Origin of the sequence: Ruminococcus flavefaciens ND2009, from assembly GCF_000621785.1 — a bacterium.
In the GTDB taxonomy this organism is placed as follows: Bacteria; Bacillota; Clostridia; order Oscillospirales; family Ruminococcaceae; genus Ruminococcus; species Ruminococcus flavefaciens_C.
In genome coordinates this window covers 12,776-36,160 of the sequence record NZ_JHXI01000017.1, presented here as the reverse complement: position 1 = coordinate 36,160, position 23,385 = coordinate 12,776, and the positions used below count along the sequence as shown (strand labels likewise).

Genomic DNA, 23,385 nt, shown 5'->3' with positions numbered 1-23,385 from the left:
ATGGCGACAATCAGAAAGCGTTCCGAGGGAACGTACCAGATAAGAGTGTCATGCGGCTATGGTGTAGACGGCAAGCAGCGAAATCAGTTCAAGAGCTACAAGCCTGAGCCGGGTATGACACCGAAGCAAATTGAAAAGGAACTCACTCGTCAGGCTGTCCTGTTCGAGGAAGAATGCAAGAGGGGACAGATAACATCAGCTGTCAAGTTCGAGAAATTCGCAGAGCAGTGGTTTGAAGAATATGCCAAAGTCAATCTCAGACCGACTTCGTATGCGAGAATGAAACAGCTCACCAAGCGTGTCTATCCTGCCATAGGTCACAAGCGGCTCGACAAGATAACGGCTCGTGATATTCAGAAGTTCGTGACAGATATGCTTGTCAACGGCAAGAATATGAACACGGGTAAGCCGCTGTCGAGGAAAACGGCTGTGCATCATCTGAGCTTCATCAGCGACGTATTCAGCTATGCCATACGCATGGGAATGCTGACGGACAACCCTTGCAGACGAGTATATGTGCCGAAACAGGAACAGGACGAGAAACAGATCTACACCATAGATGAGGTTAAGAAGCTGTATGAGAACCTGAGAGGCGAGCCGATGAAGTATCAGGTCTACCTGCTGCTTGCAATATACAGTGGTTACCGCCGCAGCGAAATGCTTGGACTGGAATGGAAAGACATCGACTTTGAGAACAACATTATCCATGTCCGCCGTACATCACAGTATACAGCCGAGAAGGGCATTTATACCGACACTACGAAAACAAGAAAGTCAAAGCGAGTGTCCAAGATGCCTGTCTCTATAATGAACTTGCTCAGGCAGTTCAAGGCTGAACAGGAGGCAGAAGCTGAGCAGCTCGGCACTAAGTGGGAAGACCATGACAGGCTGTTCACCAAATGGAACGGAGCACCTATGAATCCTCAGACACCGTTTGAATGGCTGAAAGGCTACTGTGAGCGTATCGGAGTGCCGTTCAAGAATATCCATTCACTGCGACATCTCCATGCAAGCCTGCTTATATTTGAAGGCGTAGATGTGGTAGCGGTATCCTCGGATATGGGACACAGCGTCGTAGGGACTACCTTGAATCTGTATTCTCATATGTTTCAGGAAGCCAAGGCTCGCAACTGCGATGCGATAAGCAATGCACTGAGCTTCACAAACGATATAGGCACAGAGGAAGAAAGTCCTGCCGAGGACGATACCGAAGCTGAGACCGAGCAGCAGGTACTGGCATTATGAGCATAAAAAGTACCGCAGAGCGAAAGCTCTGCGGATACCCAAATTAATAGTTAAAAGATAATAAGTGCCAAACAAGTGCCAAAGCCTGATTTTTAGAAAAAAGAAAGCCCACAAACGGCTATTTTAAGCCATCTGTGGGATTGCTGAATGGTGACCCGTACGGGAATTGAACCCATGATTCCGCCGTGAAAGGGCGATGTCTTAACCTCTTGACCAACGGGCCATTTGGTAGCGGCAGTAGGATTCGAACCAACGACCAATCGGGTATGAACCGAGTACTCTAGCCAACTGAGCTATGCCGCCACAAATAAGCAGGCGTCACCTGCGACTAAATTATTATAGTACAAAAAGGCGGAAAAGTCAAGCAAAGGGAGAAATAAACTTTGAAATTTGGCAACACACACAAAATGACAGCGCTTAAAAATAAAGATGTTGTTGAAAATAGGGAGAGCTTCGGGCGGAGAGGAACAGGCAGCCCGAAGCTATATCGTGAAATCAGGAGCGGTCCTTTTGTTTGAAAATCATGGCTGCGGCAAGTCCGAAGAGAAGCGCCGCTGTAACGCCCCCTGCTGCGGCGGTGAGACCGCCTGTGAATATGCCGAGTAGACCATCGCTGCTGATGGTTTTTCTTATGCCTTCAGCAAGGAGGTGTCCGAAGCCTGTCAGGGGCACGGAGGCACCCGCACCTGCGAAGTCCACAAGGGGCTTATACACGCCAAGCGCCGAGAGTATGACTCCTGCCACCACAAAACCCGTCAGTATTCTTGCGGGAGTCAGCTTTGTAAAGTCGATGAGGAGCTGTCCCACGGTGCATATAGCACCGCCGACCACGAATGCTTTCAATATATCTGTTATCACAGTATCAGTCCTTTCTGAGGTGAACGAGGTGGGAGATAGCAGGAATGGTCTCGCCCTGCTGGAGGGACATGGGAGACATAAGGGCTCCCGTAGCCGCAAAGAGTATATTCCGTACCTCTCCCTTTTCCAGCATGGGGAGGAAGTGACCGCAGAGGACGCTTGCACCGCAGCCGCAGCCGGAGCCGCCGCAGTGGGTGTCCTGGGTGTCGGGGTCAAATATCATAGCCCCGCAGTCCCTGTGCTGAGCTGAGATGTCGATGCCCTGCTTCAGCAGTATATCCACGAGCAGAGGACTTCCCACCAGTCCCAGGTCTCCTGTTACGATGAAGTCATAGTCTGCGGGAGAGGTGCCTGTTGCGGCGAGATAGCGCTGAATGGTATCGGCGGCGGCAGGAGCCATGGCGCTTCCCATATTGTTTATGTCGCTGACGCTGAGGTCCGCTATCCTGCCTATACAGCCTCCTGCTACGCCTACAGTGCCGCCCTCACGGGAGAGTATCACAGCTCCCGAGGCGGTGCAGGTCCATTGTGCGGTGGGAGTCCGCTGACCGCCGTAGGACAGGGGAAAGCGGAACTGCCTTTCGGCGGTGGAGAAGTGAGATGATGTGACGGCGGCGGTATGTTCCGCAATACCGCAGTTCGCCATGACCGAGGCTATGAGCAGCCCCTCCGCCATGGTGGAGCAGGCACCGTAAAGCCCGAGGAAAGGCACAGCCAGCTCCCTCATGCTGTAGGCGGAGCCGATACACTGGTTTATCAGGTCTCCTGCGCAGATAACGCCGATGTCATCTCTTGTGAGACCTGCCTTGTCCAGGGCGAGCCTGACGGCTTCCAGCTGGAAGCGGCTCTCTGCCTGTTCCCAGGTGTCCATGCCGAAGTGGCTGTTCGCCACCACCCTGTCGAAGCATTGTCCCAGGGGACCCTGTCCCTCTTTTTCGCCTGCAACGGCGGCGAAGCCTTTTATTTTTACGGGAGTTTCCATGCGGAAAGCTCCCCTTGCCAGAAATTCTGCCATGATACTGTCTCCTTTCGGAGCTATTATGCACTGAAATGGCAGGAATATTCGCTGAATAGTCTGGCATATTCCATATTGAGCATTTTATGATATATGTTATCAGCGCAGAGACCGCGCTGCCTTTTTCGCGGGGAAGTTTTGCTGAAAGGCAGCTTTTTCGCCGCGCCCCCTTGCTATTATAATGCTTTTATGTTATAATTTGGTTGCAGCAATGCAAATAAAATATAAAAGGAGAAGGATATGAGAAAGATCGCTGTTATAGCAGCAGTTTTCGCACTTACTGCCGCCATTGCAGGGGGCTGCGGCAGTTCGGAAAAGGAAAACTCAAAGAAGACGAAGTCTGAAAAGACCACCAGCGCAGCTGCGGAGGAAGCAACTACCGAGGCTGAGGCTGAGGAGGAGACCACAGAGGCGGCTACAGAAGCAGTCTCGGAGACTGTGGACGAAGCCCTCCAGAGAAAAATGGTGGAGGAGCTCAGCCCCATTGAATGGGCAGATGACGAGTCTGAGCTGAAGACACAGACCGTGGGCGACGACAAGTTCGGTCACATTGACATTCCCGAGGACTGGTTTCTTGACGATGCAATGTCTGCCCTTACAGATGACATACTCGCCTATGAGAACGAGCCCTATGAGGTGAACGGAAGGACAGCTATGGACACCGTTATACTTGAGGTGATGCAGCCCTTTACTCTCAAGGACAGATTTGGCGATATACTCACTTCTGCAGCCAAGGACAGCAGCGTTACCGAGATAGCCACCGTTGCCGAGGAGCTGGACGGAAAGATGTCATCGGGAGTTATCATAAAGTACGATGACCTTCACAAGCTGATACTGAACCTGTTCGTCACCGATGACGCTGAAACTGAGGTCTACTTCATCAATATCGAGACCAGTGACCCCAGAGTCATTGACCTTTACAAGACCTTCAAGAGACCTGCAAAGGAGTCCTGATACTCCTGCGGCTTCAAAAAACTCTGTAAATACAAATATCCCCGAAGCGGTGAGTTGTCGCTTCGGGGACTTTTTTATGCTTATATGCGGACATTTAACCGAATATCTGGTCGTATGCCTCCCAGTAGAGGTTATCCAGATTAGTCTTTTTGTCGCTGAATACCGAGCTGCCGTCCTTTGAGTATTCTCTGGGCTTGTCATCGGTGCCCACGGGCCAGGTGCCTATCATTTCCGTCTTTTTCGTCCAGCTCTCGGACAAAGCGGCATACTCCACATAGCCGTTATTGACTACGATGAAATACTTATACTTTTCGGCACCCTCGAAATAGCGGTCCAGACGGGTATTGAAGTCATCAATATCAAAGGGTACGGCAACATTGTCCTTTTCATCGGAACTGATAATGTATATACCCTTTACGTTGGAGCCTTCCTCGTCAATTTCGATCATAGAAGTTTCTGCTGCCTTCCGCAGCACATTCGCCTGGCTTCTTATGCTTGAAAGCCTTGATTTATGGGTATATCCCAGCATAGCGGGAACGAGTATGGCTGCGGCTATGAGTGCCAGCAGCAGAACTATTCCTATCACCAGAGCTATTACCCAGCCGTCGCTCTTTTTCTGCTGAGCGTAGGGCGGCTGAACGTACTGAGGATAGGGCGGTTGTCCGTAGGGAGCCTGTGGGTAGCCCTGAGGGTAGGGCTGACCGCCGCAGCCGTTGTACTGTGGCTGCTGCGGATAATTATTTTGCGGGGGATTTGTAAAAGCGGTGCTGCATGAGCAGGTCTCGCCCTCAGCGAGAGGCCTTCCGCATCTGGTACAGAATGACATGAACATTTCTCCTTTGAAGTTTATTTTTTAATACTGATATACACCTTTTCTGCGATGATGGCAAGTGCCTGCGTCAGATGTATCCCAGAGTTTTCAGCACGAACAGCCAGCCCGTCAGGGTAAAGGCGCTGAGCAGGGTGGTGAGCATTACCGCAAATGCGGTTATAGTGCCCTTGTGACCTAAGTTTTTAGCCATGACGAAGCAGCTTCCTGTGGTGGCGCTTCCCAGCATTACCAGTATGGCGATGAGCTTTTCACCGCGGAAGCCCAGCTTCACGGCTATGGGCAGGAATACGGCGCAGAACAGCACCAGCTTCAGAGCGGCGATACCCAGCGTAACAGGCAGCTTTCCCTTTGCCTCCTCAAATTTGAAGGAGGCTCCCAGGGCGATAAGTGACAGGGGAGTCGCCATGTTTCCAAGATAGGTCACAGACTTTGAGAGTATGACGGGCTGTGGTATTTTCAGCAGTGACCATATCATTCCCACGGCAATGCCCAGGATAATGGGGTTGGTGACTATGCTTTTCAGCGTATTCAGCGCCACAGCTGATTTGCCGCGGCTCTTGTCCTTTTCGGGAGAGGTCACAGCCAGAGCAGTGACGGCAATGACGTTGTAAAGAGGGACAGTTCCCACTATCATCAGCGCCGCCATAGTTGAGTGGCCGTAGATGTTGTTTACGAAGGCGATACCAAGAACAGCGGCGCTGCTGCGGTAGCTCGCCTGTATTATCTCGCCCCTTTCGCAGCCCTTCCCCACAATGAGGGAATAGACCACTGCCGCGCCTACGCTGAGGAGGGTGGCGCACATACAGAAAAGGACGAATTTACCGTCCCAGACCCTGCGGAAGTCCGCGGTGGACAGATCCATGAAAAGCAGGGCGGGAAGCAGTGTGCGGAACACGAATTTATTTATCTGCGATGTTGCGTTGTCGTCCAGAAGCTTTATCCTGTGGACGAACCAGCCGAACACCATCATCAGGAATACGGGGACGGTGGCGTTCAGGCTGAACATCAGGTTTTTAAGAAACAATGGTTATCACTACCTTGACGGGGAGAGACCGCTCTCCTCAGAATATGTCCTTTTTGCTCTTTATATAGCGTCTTACGAGGACGAATACCATGAGCAGGACGCAGAATATGAGGAACACGGGAACTATCCAGCGGTTGGAGTTCTCGTCCTCGGCGGACTTCATATCCGTCCACAGGGTCTGCATTTTCAGGTTTGCCTCGTCGGACAGGTTTACGAAAACAGTGGTCTTGTCGGCGATGAACTGACTGTCGGGATAGGATACGGGACTGTTCTTCACATCGTCGTCCAGCATATCGTAAGCCGCCTGATGTGGAGTTGAATAGCAGATATAGTCGATATTTGCAAAGGCTATATCCGGCTCACACATGAAGTTTATGTACATCTCAGCCGCTTCCTTCTGTCTTGCGGCAGTGGGTATGCACATGGCGTCCACAAAGAGGTTGGTACCGCTTTTCGGCACCACGAAATCCAGGGAGTCATTGCCCTCAAGTATGGTCAGGGCGTCGCCTGCATAGTATGGCGCGATAAGAGCGTCGCCTGCCTCCATTTTGTCGAATACCTCGTCCATGACGTAGCCCTGGACTATGCGCTTCTGCTTTTTCAGCTTGTTGGCGGCGTCCTCCAGTTCGTCGGGGTCCTCCGTGTTGAGGGAGTAGCCCTGCATTATCTCCGCAATGGCGAAGGCGTCACGGGGATTGTCGAACATGAGTATCTGGTCGGCGTAGTCCTCGTTCCAGAGCAGGTCCCAGTCTATTTCCTCCTTGGGTATATCTATCATGGTGGTATCGTAGATGATACCTACGGTTCCCCAGGTATAGGGGACGGAGTACTCATTGGTGGGGTCATAAGCCTGATTGCGGAAATTGTCCATGATGTAGCTGAAGTTGGGGATATTGTCCATGTCCAGCTTCTGCACCATGCCCTCCTTTATCATCTTGCTTATCATGTAATCGGAGGGGATAATGACGTCGTAGGAAGCCGCTCCGCCCTTGAGCTTGGCGTAGAGCTCCTCGTTGGTGGCATAGTTGGTGTAGTTGACCTTTATGCCGGTCAGCTTCTCGAATTCGCCGTTTACGTCGAGAGTTCCCTCGTCGGCGCCTGTGGAGATGTATTCTCCCCAGTTATAGACGTTTATGGAAAGGTTCTGTCCCTTGAATCGGGTGTAGTAATCAGGGTCGGAGACAGTGAGGGTCTGAGCGGAGCTCTCCTCCCCGGCGTCCTCCTCCTCGGCAGTGTCAGAGGCGCAGCTCCAGAGAGCCGAAACGCCCACAAGGGAAGCCAGAAGCAGTGAAAATACCTTCTTTTTCATGTTCAGTCCTCCTTTGCGCCGCTCTTCTTAGCCGCTCTGTTCTCGATGGCGTTCTTCACTATGAGAACTATGATAACTGCAATGAAGATAAGGGTGGAAAGTGCGTTTATCTCGGGGGATACCTTTCTTCTGGTCATGGAGTATATGGTTATGGGCAGGGTCTGTGAGGTAGAGCCTGTGGTGAAGTAGCTGACCACGAAGTCGTCAAGGGAGTAGGTGAAGGACATGAGGAAGCCGCTTACCACGCCGGGCATTATCTCGGGGAGAACTACCTTGCGGAATGCCTTGAAGGGACTGCACCCCAGGTCCTGTGCGGCTTCATAGAGGTGGGGGTCCATCTGATTGAATTTGGGCATTACATTGAGTATGACGTAGGGCACATCGAAGGTTATATGAGCGATGAGCAGCGTCACGAAGCCGAATTCCAGATTCATTCTTGCGGCGAAGAATACGAACAGGAGCATGAGGGAAACACCCGTTACGATCTCGGGGTTGATGATAGGCATATTGGTGATGTTCATTACCACAGCCTTTGGCACCTTTCTCATGCTGTTTATGCCGATAGCCGCCAGAGTTCCCAGAACTGTTGAGACCACGCTGGCGATGGAGGCGATTATGATGGTGTTTATCAGTGAGGAAATGATTATCCTGTTGTGGAACAGGCGCTTGTACCAGTCCAGCGTAAAGCCGCTGAAAACGCTTCTGCTCTTGGTCTCGTTGAAGGAGAACACGATGAGCACGAATATGGGCACATACAGGAACAGCAGCACCAGTACCAGATAGAGTTTTCCCAGTTTTTTCATAGTGCCGCCTCCTTACATAAGTACCTGATCGTCGGGATCGAACTGATTCATGACGGTCATGATAACGAGGATTATCACCATGAGCACCAGCGAGATAGCTGCGCCAAGGTGGGGGTTGTAGGCGTTTCCCAGGAACTGCATCTCGATGAGGTCACCTATGAGGAGGTTCGAGCCGCCGCCCAGCATACGGGAAATAATGAACGTGGAAATGGCAGGTACGAATACCATGGTGACGCCGGAGGTGATACCGGGAACGCTCAGGGGGATTATCACGCGGAAAAGGGTCTGTCCCGAGCTGCACCCCAGGTCGGAAGCCGCTTCAAACAGTGACTGGTCTATCTTCACCATCACCGAGTACAGCGGCAGTATCATAAAGGGCAGGTAGTTGTAGACCATGCCCAGGACTACCGCTCCCGAGGTGTTTATGAGCTTGTAGGGACCCAGTCCCGCAAGTCCCAGAAGATGATTGATGATTCCGTTGTTGCCCAGGAGAGTCATCCATGCGTAGGTTCGCAGGAGGAAGTTCATCCACATGGGCAGCATTACTATCATGAGCATGGTGCCCTGCTTGTGCTTCTCCATACGGGAGAGTATGAATGAAACGGGATATGCCACCACAAGGCAGATAGCCGTGGCGATAAGAGAAAGCCATATTGAGCGGACGAAGATGTTTGCGTACTGTCCCACGTCGGAGATGTACTTCAGGGTAAATCCGTTGTCGTCGGTGAGGGCGAAAAATCCTATCATCAGCAGGGGCACAAGTATGAATATGACCATCCACACCAGATAGGGAGCGGAGAAATATTTCAGCTTCATTCTGCACTTTCCTCCGTTTTCTTCATGATATGTATATCGAAGGGGTCGAAGGTCATGCCTATCATCTGTCCCACAGGCTCAGCCTTTGTGGAGTGTATCACCCACTTGTGGTCAACGCCGTCAACTATCATCTCGTAGTGAACGCCCTTGAACACCACGGACTCAACTATGCCCGTCAGCTTGGCTTTTTCCGCAGGGATCACCTTAACGTCCTCGGGACGGATAACGACGTCAACGGTCTCGTTTGGGTCAAAGCCCTTGTCCACGCACTCAAAGCGGCGTCCCGTGAATTCTACCACGCAGTCCTCGGGCATACAGCCGTTGACGATGTTGCTCTCGCCGATGAAGTCGGCAACGAAGGCGTTGACAGGCTCATTGTATATGTCCGTAGGGGAGCCTATCTGCTGGATATAGCCGTTGTTCATGACAACTATGCTGTCGCTCATGGTGAGGGCTTCCTCCTGGTCGTGGGTAACATAGACGAAGGTCAGCTCCAGCTCCTGCTGAATGCGGCGGAGCTCTATCTGCATTTCCTTTCTCAGCTTCAGGTCAAGAGCTCCCAGAGGCTCATCAAGGAGGAGCACCTTGGGGTGGTTCACCAGAGCGCGGGCAATGGCGACACGCTGCTGCTGACCGCCGGAAAGACGGTTTATGGAGCGCTTCTCAAAGCCCATGAGGTTCACCAGCTCAAGCATTTCGCCTACGCGCTTGACTATCTCCTTTTCGGGAGTATTCTTGACTCTGAGTCCGAAGGCGATGTTCTCATAGACGTTGAGGTGGGGGAAAAGGGCATAGCGCTGGAATACGGTGTTGACGTTGCGCTTGTGGGGCGGAACTCCGTTTATGCGCTTGCCGTCGAAGAACACATCTCCGCTGGTGGGCTCAAGAAAGCCTGCGATTATGCGGAGAGTGGTGGTCTTTCCGCAGCCCGAGGGGCCGAGAAAGGTAACGAACTCCTTATCCTTGATGTCGAGACTGATGTTTTTGAGGATACGCTCGCCCTCCTCGAACTCCACGATAATATCCTTTAAGCTGACGATGTTTTCCATTTTTCCGGATCCCTTCCTTTTCTGATAAAGTACGGTGCAGCTGCATAGCCGATAAAATATGATTAATTATAGCACATCAGACATGAAATAGCAAGAAACGCGGCGAAAAAACTGCCCTGCGTAAGAACTTTGCCGCGAAAAGGGCAGCGGGGGCTCCCCGCTCATAGAATAATTCCGCAGGGGCAGGCATATCCTTTAAGGACAAAGCTTGCGAAAGGGTGAAAATATGGGTCTTACAGAAAAGGAAGCTGCCGAAAGACTGAAAGCACAGGGTGAGAATACTCTCGGGGAGAGCAGGAGAACGGGTCCCATGAGGATATTCCTGGGACAGTTCAGGGACGTTATGGTGATGATACTTCTGGGAGCTACAGTGGTGTCGGTGCTGCTTGGGGAACTGTCCGACGCGGTGACTATAATCCTCATCGTCTTTCTCAACGCCATACTGGGCTTCGTGCAGGAGTACCGGACGGAGCACACTCTGGAAGTCCTGCGCTCCATGACCTCGCCCACCGCAAAGTGCTGGAGGGACGGGAAGCTGAAGGAGATAGACGCCTCGCAGCTTGTGACGGGGGACGTTATCGAGCTTGAGGCAGGTGACCGTATCCCTGCGGACTGCGCTGTATTGAAGGCGGCAGGCTTCTTTACCGACGAGGCTCTCCTCACGGGTGAGTCCGTGGCGGTGGGAAAGTCAGCGGGAGACGAGAACGACACCGACAACTCCCTCAACAAGAGCAATATCGTCTACTGCGGAGCCTCTGCCACCAAGGGCACCTGCCGCGCGAGGGTCATCGCAACGGGTATGGCTACCCAGATGGGCAGGATCTCGGAAATGCTCCGCGACATCGACAAGGAGCCCACTCCCTTACAGAAGCGTCTCGGGGAGCTGGGGAAGGTGGTCGCCATTATCTGCCTTGTGGTCTGTGTTGCTGTCTTCGGAGCAGGTGTGCTTCGGGGCGAGAATGTCTTCGATATGCTCATGACAGGCATAACCATAGCCATTGCCGCTATCCCCGAGGGACTGCCTGCAACGGTGACTATCGCCCTTGCGCTTGCGGTAAGCCGTATGCTGAAGCAGAAGGCTCTTGTGAACAAGCTCCACAGCGTTGAGACTCTGGGCTGCACCTCGGTGATCTGCTCCGACAAGACGGGCACCATCACCGAAAACCGCATGACCGTCACGGAGCTTTCCACGGCTGAGGGTACCTACCTTTTCAGCGGAATGGGCTATCGGGTCAGCGGAGCCGTTACCAAGGGCGATATTGCAGTAAATCCCGTGACGGAAAAGGCGCTGTCGGCGGCTCTGCGCTGCGGAGTCCTTTGCTCCACCGCGGAGATAAGCGCTCAGGAGGTCCCAAAAAGCCGCAACAGAGGTACTCTTGCAGGCAAGGGAGAGTGGAGCGTAACGGGAGACCCCACCGAGGCGGCTCTCCTCATCGCGGCGGCAAAGGCTGGTATCACGAAGCAGTCCCTTTCCGCAGGATACCGCAGCATAGGGGAGTTCCCCTTTGACAGCGAGACCCGCTTCATGGCGGTACACGTTGCCTGCGGAAGTGAAAAGCGTATATATTTCAAGGGCGCGGAGGAGGTTATCCTGCCGAGGTGCTCAATGTATCTGGACGGCAGCGGTAAGGCTGTGCCCATGACTGCCGCAGTGAGGAGGAGCCTTGCGGAAAGGGCGGAGGAGATGTCGCAGTGTGCCCTGAGAGTCCTTGCCCTTGCGGTCTGCACCTCCGAGGAGCTTGTGCCTCAGCGCCGTGACCTTGTATTCCTCGGCTTTGCGGGCATGACAGACCCGCCCCGTGAGGAGGCAAAGACCGCTATCCGCAAGTGCAGTGCGGCTTCCGTAAAGACTGTGATGATAACGGGTGACCATAAAAATACCGCCGTGGCAGTTGCTAAAAAGGCAGGACTGCTCAGAGGCGGCAAGGCTATGACGGGAGCGGAGCTGGACGGTCTCTCCGATGAGGAGCTGGACCGCTGTATCGGCGAATATACGGTGTTTGCGAGGGTGGAGCCCGTGCATAAGCTCCGCATAGTCCGCAGCTTCCGCCGCCGCGGCGAGATAGTCACTATGACCGGGGACGGCGTCAATGACGCTCCTGCGGTCAAGGAAGCCGATGTGGGCGTGGCTATGGGAGTTACGGGCACCGACGTAACCAAGCAGGCGGCTGACGTCATACTCATGGACGACAACCTTGCCACACTGGTGAACGCCGTGGAGCAGGGACGCTGCGTTTATGCCAATATACGGAAGTTCGTGCGGTATCTGCTGTCCTGCAATATCGGTGAGGTGCTGACCATGTTTCTGGGGCTTCTCATGGGAATGCCAGTGGTGCTGCTGCCCGTTCAGATACTGCTGGTGAACCTTGTCACCGACGGGCTCCCTGCGGTGGCTCTTGGCATGGAGCCTCCCGAGAAGGACATCATGTCCCGACCGCCGCGGCGCTCTGACGAGGGCTTTTTCTCGGGGGGACTTATGAGGCGGATAGTGTTCCGCGGTATTCTCATCGGACTTTCCACACTTGGAAGCTTCGGCACGGTCATGCGCATGGGCGGCTCTGTTGAAGCCTGCCGCACCGCCGCACTCATCACCCTTGTGGTGTCCCAGCTGATACACGTTTTCGAGTGCCGCTCCGAGAAGCGGTCGCTGTTCAGGCTCAATCCCTTCGGCAATATGAAGCTTGTGGGAGCTGCGGCACTATCTGCGGCAGTCCTTGCGGCAGCCGTCATGGTGCCCCAGCTTCAGGTGGTGTTCAGCACAGTGGCTCCCGATATGATGCAGCTCCTGACCGCACTGGGCTTCAGTGTTGCCGTGCCTGTTATCTGCGGGATCATCTGAATTGATTCAGTTGAGAGTTGAAAGCTGAGAGTGGAGAGTTAATGTGTTCGCTTTGCTCGTGTTTAAATATCGTCGCCGCAGCTTTCAACTCTGAACTCTCAGCTATAAACTAAACCGGGACCTTGCAAAGCAGAATCCCGGTTTTTCATCATATTTCAAGTCCGAAGCTTATGGACAGGGCAGTGTCAACCTTGTTCATGGAGTTAAGGTCCAGCTCCCCCATTTTGTCCTTGAGCCGCTTCTTGTCGATGGTGCGTATCTGCTCCAGCAGCACTATGCTGTCCTTGGCGAGACCGCATTTATCTGCCTGCACCTCTATATGTGTGGGCAGTCGGTTCTTGTCGCGCTGACTGGTTATTGCAGCCGCGATGACCGTGGGACTGTGCCTGTTGCCCACATCGTTCTGGACTATAAGTACAGGTCTTATACCGCCCTGTTCCGAGCCTACTACAGGGCTCAGGTCGGCGTAATATATTTCTCCTCTTCTGACTGGCATATCAATTCTCCCGATATATTATGAATTTCAGCTGATGTTCTTATTATTGCCTTTGAGGCTGAGTTTATACAGCTTCTTTTCATTATATGCTTAGGGGAGCGTTTTTGCTTATGCCGCTTTTTTGCTGTCTGCGGTCTTTTTCTTTGCGAAGAAGCCGCATATGAGCTTTTCCGCAGGGGAGGAGATCAGGTATCTGTAAACTATGGCTGCCACGAGAACTGCCGCTGCGTAGCTGAGCCATACTGCCTTGGTTGAGAAGTCAAGCTCCAGGGACATATACTCGTTCAGCACCGCTATGGCGCACTGCACGGGGAAGTGCACAAGGTATATCACGATGGAGAGCTCTCCCAGTATTGCAAGGGGACGGAAGCCAAGTATAGCGCGGAGCCACGGTATGAGCAGCGCCGCAAGTATCAGCGAAGGGGCTGTACCGATGATGAAGGCTGTGGTGACATCGCCTGTGAATTCGGGTCTCAGCCTTGCCGCAAGATAGGACAGCACTGCTATAATGAGACAGACATAGCCAAGCCGCTGTGATCTGAACTTCTCGCGGTATCTGTAGACCTCAAAGAGTATGGCTCCCACGGAGAAGCAGGCGATACCTCTGCCCACAAGGCTGTTCCACAGGGGAAGCTCCTTCTTTGAGAGTATCATCGCCATGCCTATGAGAAAGGTGCCGAAGAAGACATAGCAGGCGCGGCGCTCATTTTTGGCGTGATAAAGTATCAGATAGAACAGCAGATAGCACAGCATACATATGCTTATGCACCATGAGGGTGCGTCAAAGGACCAGTCTGTGCCGAAAACTCCGTCCTGCATGAGCAGCAGGTTCTGGAAAAGATGCTGAAGGTCGAAATTCTTGTATACAAAAGTATCGCCGCAGCGGTGGCGGTATATAAGCTCAAGCACTATGGTCGCCGCCGTGAAGAAAAGGAAGGGCGGATACACCTTTTTAAGCCGTTTAACTATGAATTCGCGGAAGCTTATAAGGTGTCCCGTGACTCGTTCCGAGTAGCCCAGCATCATTCCGAAGCCCGAAAGCATGAAGAACAGCTCCACCATGAGGAAGCCGTTCTTGTAGGAGACGGGGAATACCGAGAAAAAGGGCGAGCCGTTCTGCGGCTTGAAGTGCTGATAGTGCCAGAAAAATGCTATGATACAGGCGCCTATTCCCTTCATGCCGTCAATGGCAGTGAGGCGCCCCTCTTTTTTGTCAGTCTTTTTGAATGCCATTTCTGTTCCTTTCCGTGAGTATGATATTCCTTTTACAGGAACGGGTTGCCGATAGTGCCGTTAAGCCGGAGAACTATGTAGATTATCGCTATCAGGAAGGGCATGATCAGAAATGTTATGGTGCGGTTATTGGCTCTCCATTTCCTGTATTCGTGGTAATCAGAGGAGGGAAAGACAAGGTATTTTGCGGTGCTTTCAAATTCCTCTCTTTTTTTAGTTCTGTCGTGGTGCTTTTTTAACAGGTACAGTGCCAGAACGATGATACCTATGGCAATGATTATGTCAAAATACTGCAAAAATCCCATATCAAGCCTTCCTTTCGTCACTTGCTGCAAGTCTGCGGAAGATGAATATCTCCGCTATGGTTATGAGAGTTCCTGCGGCGTAGCTCCACAGATCCTCCACAGCATAGCTGGTGCCGATGAGTGTGCGGAGAAACGGGTTCTCGACGCCGAGAATATCGGCGATATGCGCCTTCTGGAGGAACTCCACCGCAAAGGAGAACACCAGTATCCCCACGGCGACAGCGTAGGAATTGAACCGTTTCGGCACAAAGCTCCGCAGCAGGCAGTAGATCACCCATACAACTATGACGTCGCCGATGTAGGAGCGGATAAAGTGGTTGAAGCGGAAAACTCCGATACAGACCTCAACTCCCAAAAGCAGGAGAAATCCTGCGATGTAGGGCAGCCGCGCTTTCATTCTATCTCCTTTGCAAGGTTGGGGAACACGCCAAGACTGCGCCTGAGTATGCCGTTCATCATTGCTATGGCGATGCCGTAGTTGGTGAATGGCACGTTCTGGTCTTCGGCGGTCTTGCGGCGGTAGGTCATCTCCCTTTCGTTCAGCATACAGCCTCCGCAGTGTATCACAAGGCTGTAGGGGGACAGGTCCTCGGGGAACTCACGTCCCGAGCTGAGGGCTATCTCTATGTCCTTGCCCGTGTACTTTTTCAGCAGGGCAGGCAGCTTCACACTGCCGATGTCGCCGCACTGGCGGTGGTGGGTGCAGCCCTCGGATATGAGCACCTTCGCTCCGTCCTCAAGGGATTTTATGGCAGCTGCGCCCTTTACGGCGGTCTCAAGGAAGCCCTTGTACCGCGCCATTAGTATGGAGAATGAGGTCAGGGGCACGTCCTCGGGGACTATCTTGCTTACCATGGCGAATGCCTGACTGTCGGTTATGACCATTTTCGGCGGCGCGGAAAGCTTTCCGAGTGTCTCCGCCAGCTGGTGCTCCTTGGTGAATACAGCCATTGCGTCGGCGTCCAGCACATCGCGGAGGGTCTGCACCTGAGGAAGTATCATTCTTCCCTTGGGAGCGGCAGCGTCTATGGGAGTTACCAGCACCACCATATCGCAGGGACTGAGCAGGTCGCCCACTATGCGCTTCTCAGCAGAGGGCAGCTTCGCAAGGGCGGCGATACGCTCTTTCAGCTCGTAGATATTTTCGCCTGTAAGGGCGCTGACTTCAAATTCGTTGTCCTGACAGACACGCTTCTGTGCAATGTCGGACTTGTTGTACACCGTCAGCCAGGGTATATCCTTTTCTTTGAATATGCCGATGAGCTGACGCTCGGTATCGGTGAGCCCCACGGTGCCGTCAACTATGAGCACCGCAAGGTCTGTGCGGTTGAGTATCTGCTTTGTTTTGCGGACTCTCAGCTCGCCCAGGTCTCCCTCGTCGTCAAATCCGGGAGTATCTATTATGACTACGGGACCTAATGGGAGCAGCTCCATCGCCTTGGTGACGGGGTCTGTGGTGGTGCCCTTCACATCGGACACCACGGACAGCTCCTGACCCGTAACAGCGTTGACCACGCTGGATTTTCCTGCATTTCTCCTTCCGAAGAAGCCTATGTGGACTCTCTCCGAGGAGGGTGTATCGTTCAGACTCATTTTATTCACCGGCTTTTAGTTTATGCGTGTAAAATCAGGGGAGAAGGTATGAGGGAGGAATTGGGGCATTCCCGAGAAAATGTGCATAAGCTTGGGTGCGGGACACTGCTTTATAAGCTCCTCGATACCGTGCTGGCGGAGGAAACTCAGCTCTGCTTCGTTTATGGGCACCATCCATAGGGTGTTTACCCTGCCCCCTGCGAAGCTGCGCCATCTGGGCTCCTCCAGCCCCTCGACGTATATGGGATTGATGAACAGCATTGCGGCAAATCCGCGGATATTCGGGAAATCAAAGGTGTGACCGTGCCAGAGGAAGCTGCGCTCGTCCCAGGGCATATCGCCCACGTCCTTCATTACCATGCCCATGAGCTCAAGGATAGCTTCATGCTTGTCGATGGTCGCGAATGCCAGCTCTATGCGGCTCTGGTCGGCGCAGTCGTTGCCGAAAGCCTGTGCCACTCCGGGCATTGCGTACTGGCTGACTCCGATGGTGATATTGAACACCATGTTTGCCTTCCTGCCCTGTACCAGGGTCCTGTGAGGAAATCTCTCCGTGCCTATGGGCTTTGCGGAGGTGTGGGGAGAGCCGAAGAAGCTGTCTGTTATAGCCAGGTAGTCCTGTTCAAGCTTCTGCCAGGTCTCCTCTCTGGGGATTATCTCCCAGAAGGACTTGCAGGTCTTTATGCGGTTTTCAAGGTCGGGACCTTCGGGCATACCCCAGGCGTAGCGGGTCTGACCCTTTGCGAATACGGAGAAGCCGGGGAAGTCGTAAAGTCCTGCTATAGGCGGTATTACGCATATAAGCTTGTTGTCGTGATAGATGGCGCAGGCGTCTCCCGTGTCGAACCACACACAGCTGAGCTTGTCGGGGTCAAGGGTCATGCCCTCTTTGGGCTGGAGCTCCGAGACGTTTTCCCTGCCCAGCACGGGACCCTCGCCCCTGTCAAGGCATCTCAGGTCCATTTCCGGGGGCGTACCATGTCTGTTGCATATCCAGAGCTTATTCAGCACTTTTGCGCCGTACTCGGGTGAGCAGAAAAAGTAGAGATAGTATGCGTTCCTCTCCTGTGCTATCAGAGCGTCGATGTGGCAGATAGGGGAGCTTGATTCAAATATATATTCGCGGTCTTCCATGTTATTCTCCTTGAAAAAGTGTTGGTTTTATGCGATGTCGGACGGTCAGAGGCTGAATTTCGGTCTGCCGTCGAAAATGTGAAGGTGCTGAGGGTCGGGGCACTTCTTCAGAAGCTCAGCAATGCCCATCTCGCCGAGAGCTGCGAATTCCTGAGCGGTTATGGGCACCAGCCACAGCAGGTTCACGCGGTTTCCGATGAATTTTCTCCACTTCGGGCACTCCATGCCCTCTATGTAAACGGGATTTATCAGGACTATCTGTGAAAAGCCCTTTATATTTGGGAAATCAAATGTATGACCGTGCCAGAGGAAGTTCAGCTCGTTCCAGGGCATATTGGCAACATCTGACATCACCGAGAACATCATCTGTGTCAGGGGCTCATGGCGCTCCTGTGCCGCAAATCCAAGCTCTATGCGGTTGCAGTCGTTGTAGTGGCTGCCGAAGACCATTTCCGAACGGGGCATAGCGAACTGGCTTACACCTAAGGTGATACCGTAGACAACGCCGTCTCTTCTGCCCTGTGCAAGAGCCTTGGGCGGGAAATCTCCGCCGTCTATGGCATAATACTTCTCGTGCTGACTGCCGTAGAATTCCTCAATGACTCTCAGGCATTCCTCCTGTATCTCCGGCCATGAGTCGTCGGCAGTGATATTATCCCAGAAGGTCTTCAGTCCCTTTGCGCGCTCTGCAAAGTCGGGCTTTTCGGGCATTCCCCAGGCATAGCGGGTCTGACCCTTTGCAAATACGGAAAATCCCGGGAAGTCATGGAGACCTGCATAGGAAGGGATAGCGCAGAGCAGCTTGTCTCCGTAGAAAATGGCTGCACTGTCGCCGCTCTCATACCAGTAACAGGAAAGCTTTGCAGGATTGAGGGTTATGCCAGCCGCAGGGTGTATGGGAGCCAGGTTCTCCTTTGCCAGCATGGGAGCCTTTCCGTCCTTCATGCACTGAGGGTCGAATACCTCGGGAGCGGGGCGGCGGTTGCACACCCACAGCGCCTTCAGCAGCTTCACTCCCGTCTCGGGGGCTGTCATAAGGTACATATAGTATGTGTTGTTGTCTGCTTCGATAACTGCGTCAATGTCGCAGATAGGGGAGCGCGATTCAAAGATTATCTCACTCATTTTTTTCTCCTTTTACCTATATCATTAAACAAAAGCCGCGGAGCAAGGCGCTCCACGGCTCAATTATAACATATATTTTTGTAAATAGCAAGATGCGCGGCAGTTTCCCGGACTATGACCTGCTGCCCTGTAATAGCAGAGGCGCGTGAAAAGAGCTGTGCTTCGCTGGAACTTTGCCGCGAAACAGCCCGCGGGGGCTCCTCATGACTATAACCTGTGTCCTGTGATAGCGGAGGCGCGTGGAAAGAGCTGCGCTTCGCTGAAACTTCGCCGCGAAAAAGCCCGCGGGGGCTCCCCGCCTTATATTCTTGCTACGCCTGTGTCCTTTGCAGCCTGTGCAACAGCCTTTGCAACTGCCTGTGCTACGGACTTGTCCAGTGCGCTGGGGATAATATAATCTGCGCTGAGCTTGTCATCTGTTACGAATGAAGCGATAGCCTTTGCAGCAGCTATCTTCATAGCGTCGTTTATATCGCTTGCGCGGACGTCAAGAGCTCCGCGGAAAATTCCGGGGAATGCCAGAACGTTGTTTATCTGGTTGGGGAAGTCGCTTCTGCCTGTGCCCACTACTGCTGCACCTGCCGCCTTTGCCTCCTCGGGCATTATCTCGGGAGTGGGGTTAGCCATGGGGAAGAGTATGGGGTTGGGAGCCATGCTCTTTACCATTTCGGGAGTCACACAGCCGGGAGCTGATACGCCGATGAATACATCTGCGCCCTTGATAACTTCTTCAAGGCTGCCCTTTCTCATCTGCTGGTTGGTTATCTCAGCCATTTCGTCCTTCATGGGGTTCATGCCCTGGGGTCTGCCCTTGTAGATAGCGCCGTTTCTGTCGCAGAGAACAACGTCCTTGAGACCCATGGAGATGAGGAGCTTGATGATAGCGATACCTGCTGCACCTGCGCCGCTGGTAACGACTCTTATCTCGTCCAGCTTCTTGCCTACTACCTTGAGGGCATTGAGCATAGCTGCGAGAGTAACTACTGCTGTACCGTGCTGGTCATCGTGGAATATCGGAATATCACAGCACTCCTTCAGCTTCTTCTCTATCTCGAAGCAGCGGGGAGCGGAGATGTCCTCCAGGTTCACGCCGCCGAATGAGCCGGCAAGGAGACGGACAGTATTAACGATGTCGTCAACTTCCTTTGAGCGTACACACAGGGGAACTGCGTCAACGTCGCCGAATGCCTTGAACAGAGCGCACTTGCCCTCCATAACGGGCATACCTGCCTCGGGACCGATGTCACCGAGACCGAGAACAGCGGTACCGTCGGTAACTACTGCTACAAGGTTTGAACGGCGTGTGAGCTCATAGCTCTTGTTAACGTCCTTCTGTATCTCGAGACAGGGCTGTGCAACACCGGGGGTGTAAGCCAGTGAGAGGTCATCTCTTGTCTCAAGGGGAGCGCGGCAGATAACTTCGATCTTGCCCTGCCATTCATAGTGCTTTTTAAGTGATTCTTCTGCGTAATTCATATGTTTATTCCTTTCGTTATTACAGTTTTAAGGCGGAGAACATAAGCCCTCCGCCGATGATTTACATATTGGGGACGGCGATCAGAACTCGATCTGGTCGATAACGCTTCTCAGTGCCTTTGCGCTTGCCTGAAGCTTCTCTATCTCTGCGTCGTTGAGCTTGGGAGATACCTCTCTCTCGATACCGTTGCTTCCGATAACGCAGGGAAGGCTGAGGCATACATCGCTGATGCCGTATCTGTCATTTATCATAGTTGAAACTGTGATGATGTTCTTTGAGTCACGGAGAACAGTGTCACAGATCTTGTTTACGCTCATTGCGATAGCGTAGAATGTAGCGCCCTTTCTCTTGATGACCTCAGCGCCTGCCTTGCGGACCTCATCAATGATCTCGTCCTCGTCAAGGTTTGCGTGATCCTGATCAGCGCAGTACTCATCAACAGGAACGCCTGCGATGTTCATGATGGACCAGGGAATGAATGAGGAGTCACCGTGCTCGCCGAAAACGTAAGCGTGGATGCTGTTGGGAGAGAGTCCCACATGATCGGCGATGATGGAGCGGAGACGTGAAGTGTCGAGGGCTGTACCCGAACCGATTACCTGATTGGGCTTTAAGTCCGTGCACTTGAGTATGGTGTATGTAAGGATATCAACAGGGTTGCTGACAACTACATAGATAGCGTCGGGAGCGTACTTAGCCACCTGGGGCATAACTTCCTTGATGATATTGACATTGGTCTGAGCAAGATCAAGACGTGTCTGACCGGGCTTTCTTGCAAGACCGAGGGTAACAACTACGATGTCTGAGTCCTTGGCGTCCTCATAGCCGCCGTCGAATACCTCAACGTTCTCGCCGAAGGATACGCCCTGGCGGATATCCATAGCCTCGCCCTTTGCCTTTGCCTTGTTTATGTCAACGAGTACGATGTCGGAGCAGGTACCTGCAACAGCGAATGTGTAAGCCACAGATGCGCCTACATTGCCTGCGCCGAGTATAGTTATCTTCGTTCCGTTCTTTTCAGCCATAATATAGACCTCCATACTTAAAAATAGGGAATACTCTGCCTTTTATCTCTATAGTCTTTAGCGCTTTGCAGAGCTATATACAACATAATTATAATCGTAAAGAATAAAAATATCAAGTTAAATCACCGGTTCTTACGAAAAATCGGAATTTCATACAAAACACTACTTGATTTAACAAAGCTTTTTCACTCTGAGATTAATGAGAGAGAAAATTGGTACTACCTGATCGCCTGCGGCTTACAAATGAATAATATTCGTATAAACGTGAATATTTATTGCTAAAATGAATATTTATGCAAATACTCTTGACATTATCTTCATATGTTGTATAATAGAGTTATATCGCAAATACGCGCTGTGGATACGGCGCTCAATATCCAGGAGGTAATAACAATGGTTAATAAGAAGGACATCAAAAAGGTAGTTCTCGCATATTCCGGCGGTCTTGATACATCTATCATCATTCCGTGGCTCAAGGAAAACTACAACAACTGCGAAGTTATCGCTGTTTCAGGCGACGTAGGACAGGGCACAGAGCTCGACGGTCTCGAGGAGAAGGCTATCAAGACAGGCGCTTCCAAGCTCATCATCGCAGACCTCAAGGAGGAGTTCATCCAGGACTATGTTTACCCCACAGTTCAGGCAGGCGCTATCTATGAGAACAGATATATGCTGGGTACATCATTCGCTCGTCCCATCATCGCAAAGCGTATCGCTGAGATCGCTCTGGCTGAGGGCGCTGACGCTATCTGCCACGGCTGCACAGGAAAGGGCAACGATCAGGTAAGATTTGAGCTGGCTATCAAGGCTTTCGCTCCCGAAATGACTATCATCGCTCCCTGGAGAGAATGGGACATCAAGAGCCGTGACGAGGAGATCGACTACGCAGAGGCTCACAACATTCCTCTGAAGATAAACAGAGAGACAAACTACTCCAAGGACAAGAACATCTGGCACCTCTCACACGAGGGTCTCGACCTTGAGGATCCTGCAAACGAGCCTCAGTACGAGAAGAAGGGCTTCCTCGAAATGGGCGTTTCACCTATCGACGCTCCCGACAAGCCCACATACATCACTCTCCACTTCGAGAAGGGCGTTCCCACAATGCTGGACGGCAAGAAGCTCAACGGCGTTGAGATGGTATCCGCTCTCAACAAGCTGGGCGGCGAGAACGGTATCGGTCTTGCTGACCTGGTTGAGAACCGTCTCGTTGGTATGAAGTCAAGAGGCGTTTACGAGACTCCCGGCGGTGCTATCCTTTACCATGCACACGAGGTTCTCGAGACCATCACTCTCGACAAGGAGACAGCTCGTGTTAAGCAGTACCTCGGAATCAAGTTCGCTGACATCGTTTACAACGGTCAGTGGTACACACCTCTCCGTGAAGCTCTCACAGCTTTCGTTGACAAGACTCAGGAGAGAGTTACAGGCGACGTTAAGCTCAAGCTCTACAAGGGCAACATCATCAACGCAGGCGTAACTTCACCCTATACTCTCTACGATGAGGAAGTTGCCACATTCGATGAGGATGAGGTTTACAATCAGGCTGACGCAGCAGGCTTCATCAACCTTTTCGGTCTCCCGATAAAGGTTAGAGCTCAGCTTGACAAGAAGAGAAACAACAAGTAATTCTCTTTCAGCCGCAATATAAGTATATATCAGTTTCAGGCAGGGGAGCCTTCTCCTGCCTGTTACGATTTAATAGAATGCATAATTCATAATGCATAATGCATAATTGGAGCGTTAGCTGAATGAATTATTATGAATTGAGCATTATGAATTATGAAATAAAAAGGGGGGCGAGAATATGGTAAAGATAAGACTTATGACCATCAATGACTGGGACGGCGTAAATGAGTGCTGGACAGACCACGAGGGCACAAATCCTGTGGACGATAGTGCAGAGGGCTTCACAAGATACCTGAAACGCAACCCCACAACAAGCTTTGTTGCCGAGGAAAACGGTAAAATAATCGGCACTATCCTCGCAGGTCACGACGGACGAAGAGGTATCTTTCACCATGTTGTTGTAGCTCCCGAATACCGCGGACAGGGCATCGGCAGAATGCTGGTGGAAAGCGCTATGGAGGCTCTGAAAAAAGAAGGCATACAGAAGGTTCTCCTTGTGGTGTTCACCCACAACGAAAACGGAAATCAGTTCTGGGAGCATATGGGATTCACTGTCCGTGAGGACCTTTTCTACAGGAATAAATACATTGAGATATTATAAGAATAGACACATAAAGGAGTAAA

At 52.2% G+C, this 23,385-nt stretch carries 22 protein-coding genes and 2 tRNA genes; 5 read left to right on the top strand and 19 right to left on the bottom strand.

Features of this window, described 5'->3' with window-relative positions:
* Window positions 1–1,245, top strand: a complete 1,245-nt coding sequence (locus T488_RS17045) for a site-specific integrase (RefSeq protein ID WP_051536325.1) — start codon at window positions 1–3, stop codon at window positions 1,243–1,245.
* A gap of 148 nt (window positions 1,246–1,393) precedes the next feature.
* Here T488_RS17045 and T488_RS0105410 read toward each other — a convergent pair.
* The 4 genes from T488_RS0105410 to T488_RS0105395 form a co-directional block, all read right to left on the bottom strand.
* A tRNA-Glu gene (locus tag T488_RS0105410) sits at window positions 1,394–1,468 on the bottom strand.
* 3 nt (window positions 1,469–1,471) lie between these two features.
* Window positions 1,472–1,548, bottom strand: a tRNA-Met gene (locus T488_RS0105405).
* Window positions 1,549–1,740: 192 nt separating this feature from the next.
* The gene (gene spoVAE / locus T488_RS0105400; RefSeq protein ID WP_028519922.1) at window positions 1,741–2,103 is read right to left on the bottom strand and encodes a stage V sporulation protein AE; all 363 of its coding nucleotides are present in this window, start codon (window positions 2,101–2,103) and stop codon (window positions 1,741–1,743) included.
* A gap of 4 nt (window positions 2,104–2,107) precedes the next feature.
* Window positions 2,108–3,118: a stage V sporulation protein AD gene (locus T488_RS0105395; RefSeq protein ID WP_028519921.1), complete on the bottom strand. Its 1,011-nt coding sequence runs from the start codon at window positions 3,116–3,118 to the stop codon at window positions 2,108–2,110.
* A gap of 240 nt (window positions 3,119–3,358) precedes the next feature.
* Between T488_RS0105395 and T488_RS0105390 the strand changes: the two genes are divergently transcribed.
* Window positions 3,359–4,072, top strand: a complete 714-nt coding sequence (locus T488_RS0105390) for a hypothetical protein (protein WP_028519920.1) — start codon at window positions 3,359–3,361, stop codon at window positions 4,070–4,072.
* A gap of 94 nt (window positions 4,073–4,166) precedes the next feature.
* Here T488_RS0105390 and T488_RS19810 read toward each other — a convergent pair whose 3' ends face one another.
* The 6 genes from T488_RS19810 to potA all read right to left on the bottom strand — a co-directional run bounded on the left by T488_RS19810 (window position 4,167) and on the right by potA (window position 9,905).
* Complete coding sequence (locus tag T488_RS19810; RefSeq protein WP_037297197.1) at window positions 4,167–4,898, bottom strand: hypothetical protein; 732 nt, start codon at window positions 4,896–4,898, stop codon at window positions 4,167–4,169.
* A 73-nt stretch (window positions 4,899–4,971) separates the two neighbouring features.
* The gene (locus T488_RS0105380; protein WP_028519919.1) at window positions 4,972–5,928 is read right to left on the bottom strand and encodes an AEC family transporter; all 957 of its coding nucleotides are present in this window, start codon (window positions 5,926–5,928) and stop codon (window positions 4,972–4,974) included.
* A 37-nt stretch (window positions 5,929–5,965) separates the two neighbouring features.
* On the bottom strand, window positions 5,966–7,237 hold the full coding sequence (locus tag T488_RS0105375) for an ABC transporter substrate-binding protein (RefSeq protein ID WP_028519918.1): 1,272 nt from the start codon (window positions 7,235–7,237) through the stop codon (window positions 5,966–5,968).
* A 2-nt stretch (window positions 7,238–7,239) separates the two neighbouring features.
* On the bottom strand, window positions 7,240–8,040 hold the full coding sequence (locus tag T488_RS0105370; RefSeq protein WP_028519917.1) for an ABC transporter permease: 801 nt from the start codon (window positions 8,038–8,040) through the stop codon (window positions 7,240–7,242).
* Between the two features lie 12 nt (window positions 8,041–8,052).
* Complete coding sequence (locus T488_RS0105365) at window positions 8,053–8,856, bottom strand: ABC transporter permease (protein WP_028519916.1); 804 nt, start codon at window positions 8,854–8,856, stop codon at window positions 8,053–8,055.
* A complete protein-coding gene (gene potA, locus T488_RS0105360; protein WP_028519915.1) occupies window positions 8,853–9,905 on the bottom strand; it encodes a spermidine/putrescine ABC transporter ATP-binding protein in 1,053 nt (350 codons plus the stop codon). The genes T488_RS0105365 and potA overlap by 4 nt, the downstream gene beginning before the upstream one ends.
* Before the next feature lie 226 nt (window positions 9,906–10,131).
* Between potA and T488_RS17035 the strand changes: the two genes are divergently transcribed.
* Window positions 10,132–12,744 carry a cation-translocating P-type ATPase gene (locus T488_RS17035; protein ID WP_037297194.1) on the top strand — a complete coding sequence of 871 codons (2,613 nt, stop codon included), beginning with the start codon at window positions 10,132–10,134 and terminating at the stop codon, window positions 12,742–12,744.
* Between the two features lie 148 nt (window positions 12,745–12,892).
* On the opposite strand, the gene T488_RS0105350 is transcribed toward T488_RS17035, so the two are convergent.
* The 9 genes from T488_RS0105350 to T488_RS0105310 all read right to left on the bottom strand — a co-directional run bounded on the left by T488_RS0105350 (window position 12,893) and on the right by T488_RS0105310 (window position 21,132).
* Window positions 12,893–13,240, bottom strand: a complete 348-nt coding sequence (locus tag T488_RS0105350; protein ID WP_028519914.1) for a type II toxin-antitoxin system PemK/MazF family toxin — start codon at window positions 13,238–13,240, stop codon at window positions 12,893–12,895.
* A 108-nt stretch (window positions 13,241–13,348) separates the two neighbouring features.
* Complete coding sequence (locus T488_RS0105345; RefSeq protein WP_028519913.1) at window positions 13,349–14,473, bottom strand: acyltransferase family protein; 1,125 nt, start codon at window positions 14,471–14,473, stop codon at window positions 13,349–13,351.
* 32 nt (window positions 14,474–14,505) lie between these two features.
* Window positions 14,506–14,778 (bottom strand): hypothetical protein, encoded by a 273-nt coding sequence (locus T488_RS0105340; protein WP_028519912.1) that lies wholly within the window; start codon window positions 14,776–14,778, stop codon window positions 14,506–14,508.
* A 1-nt stretch (window position 14,779) separates the two neighbouring features.
* Window positions 14,780–15,175, bottom strand: coding sequence for a DUF2809 domain-containing protein (locus T488_RS0105335; protein WP_028519911.1), 396 nt, complete (start codon window positions 15,173–15,175; stop codon window positions 14,780–14,782).
* The gene (gene hydF, locus T488_RS0105330) at window positions 15,172–16,371 is read right to left on the bottom strand and encodes a [FeFe] hydrogenase H-cluster maturation GTPase HydF (RefSeq protein WP_028519910.1); all 1,200 of its coding nucleotides are present in this window, start codon (window positions 16,369–16,371) and stop codon (window positions 15,172–15,174) included. The genes T488_RS0105335 and hydF overlap by 4 nt, the downstream gene beginning before the upstream one ends.
* A 15-nt stretch (window positions 16,372–16,386) precedes the next feature.
* Window positions 16,387–17,505 (bottom strand): suppressor of fused domain protein, encoded by a 1,119-nt coding sequence (locus T488_RS0105325; RefSeq protein WP_028519909.1) that lies wholly within the window; start codon window positions 17,503–17,505, stop codon window positions 16,387–16,389.
* 45 nt (window positions 17,506–17,550) lie between these two features.
* Complete coding sequence (locus T488_RS0105320; protein ID WP_028519908.1) at window positions 17,551–18,630, bottom strand: suppressor of fused domain protein; 1,080 nt, start codon at window positions 18,628–18,630, stop codon at window positions 17,551–17,553.
* A 300-nt stretch (window positions 18,631–18,930) separates the two neighbouring features.
* A complete protein-coding gene (locus T488_RS0105315; protein ID WP_028519907.1) occupies window positions 18,931–20,106 on the bottom strand; it encodes an NAD(P)-dependent malic enzyme in 1,176 nt (391 codons plus the stop codon).
* A gap of 81 nt (window positions 20,107–20,187) precedes the next feature.
* Complete coding sequence (locus T488_RS0105310) at window positions 20,188–21,132, bottom strand: L-lactate dehydrogenase (protein WP_037297191.1); 945 nt, start codon at window positions 21,130–21,132, stop codon at window positions 20,188–20,190.
* 393 nt (window positions 21,133–21,525) lie between these two features.
* Between T488_RS0105310 and T488_RS0105305 the strand changes: the two genes are divergently transcribed.
* The gene (locus T488_RS0105305; RefSeq protein ID WP_028519905.1) at window positions 21,526–22,761 is read left to right on the top strand and encodes an argininosuccinate synthase; all 1,236 of its coding nucleotides are present in this window, start codon (window positions 21,526–21,528) and stop codon (window positions 22,759–22,761) included.
* Between the two features lie 178 nt (window positions 22,762–22,939).
* A complete protein-coding gene (locus T488_RS17030) occupies window positions 22,940–23,362 on the top strand; it encodes a GNAT family N-acetyltransferase (protein WP_155267166.1) in 423 nt (140 codons plus the stop codon).
* The last annotated feature ends 23 nt before the right edge of the window (window positions 23,363–23,385 follow it).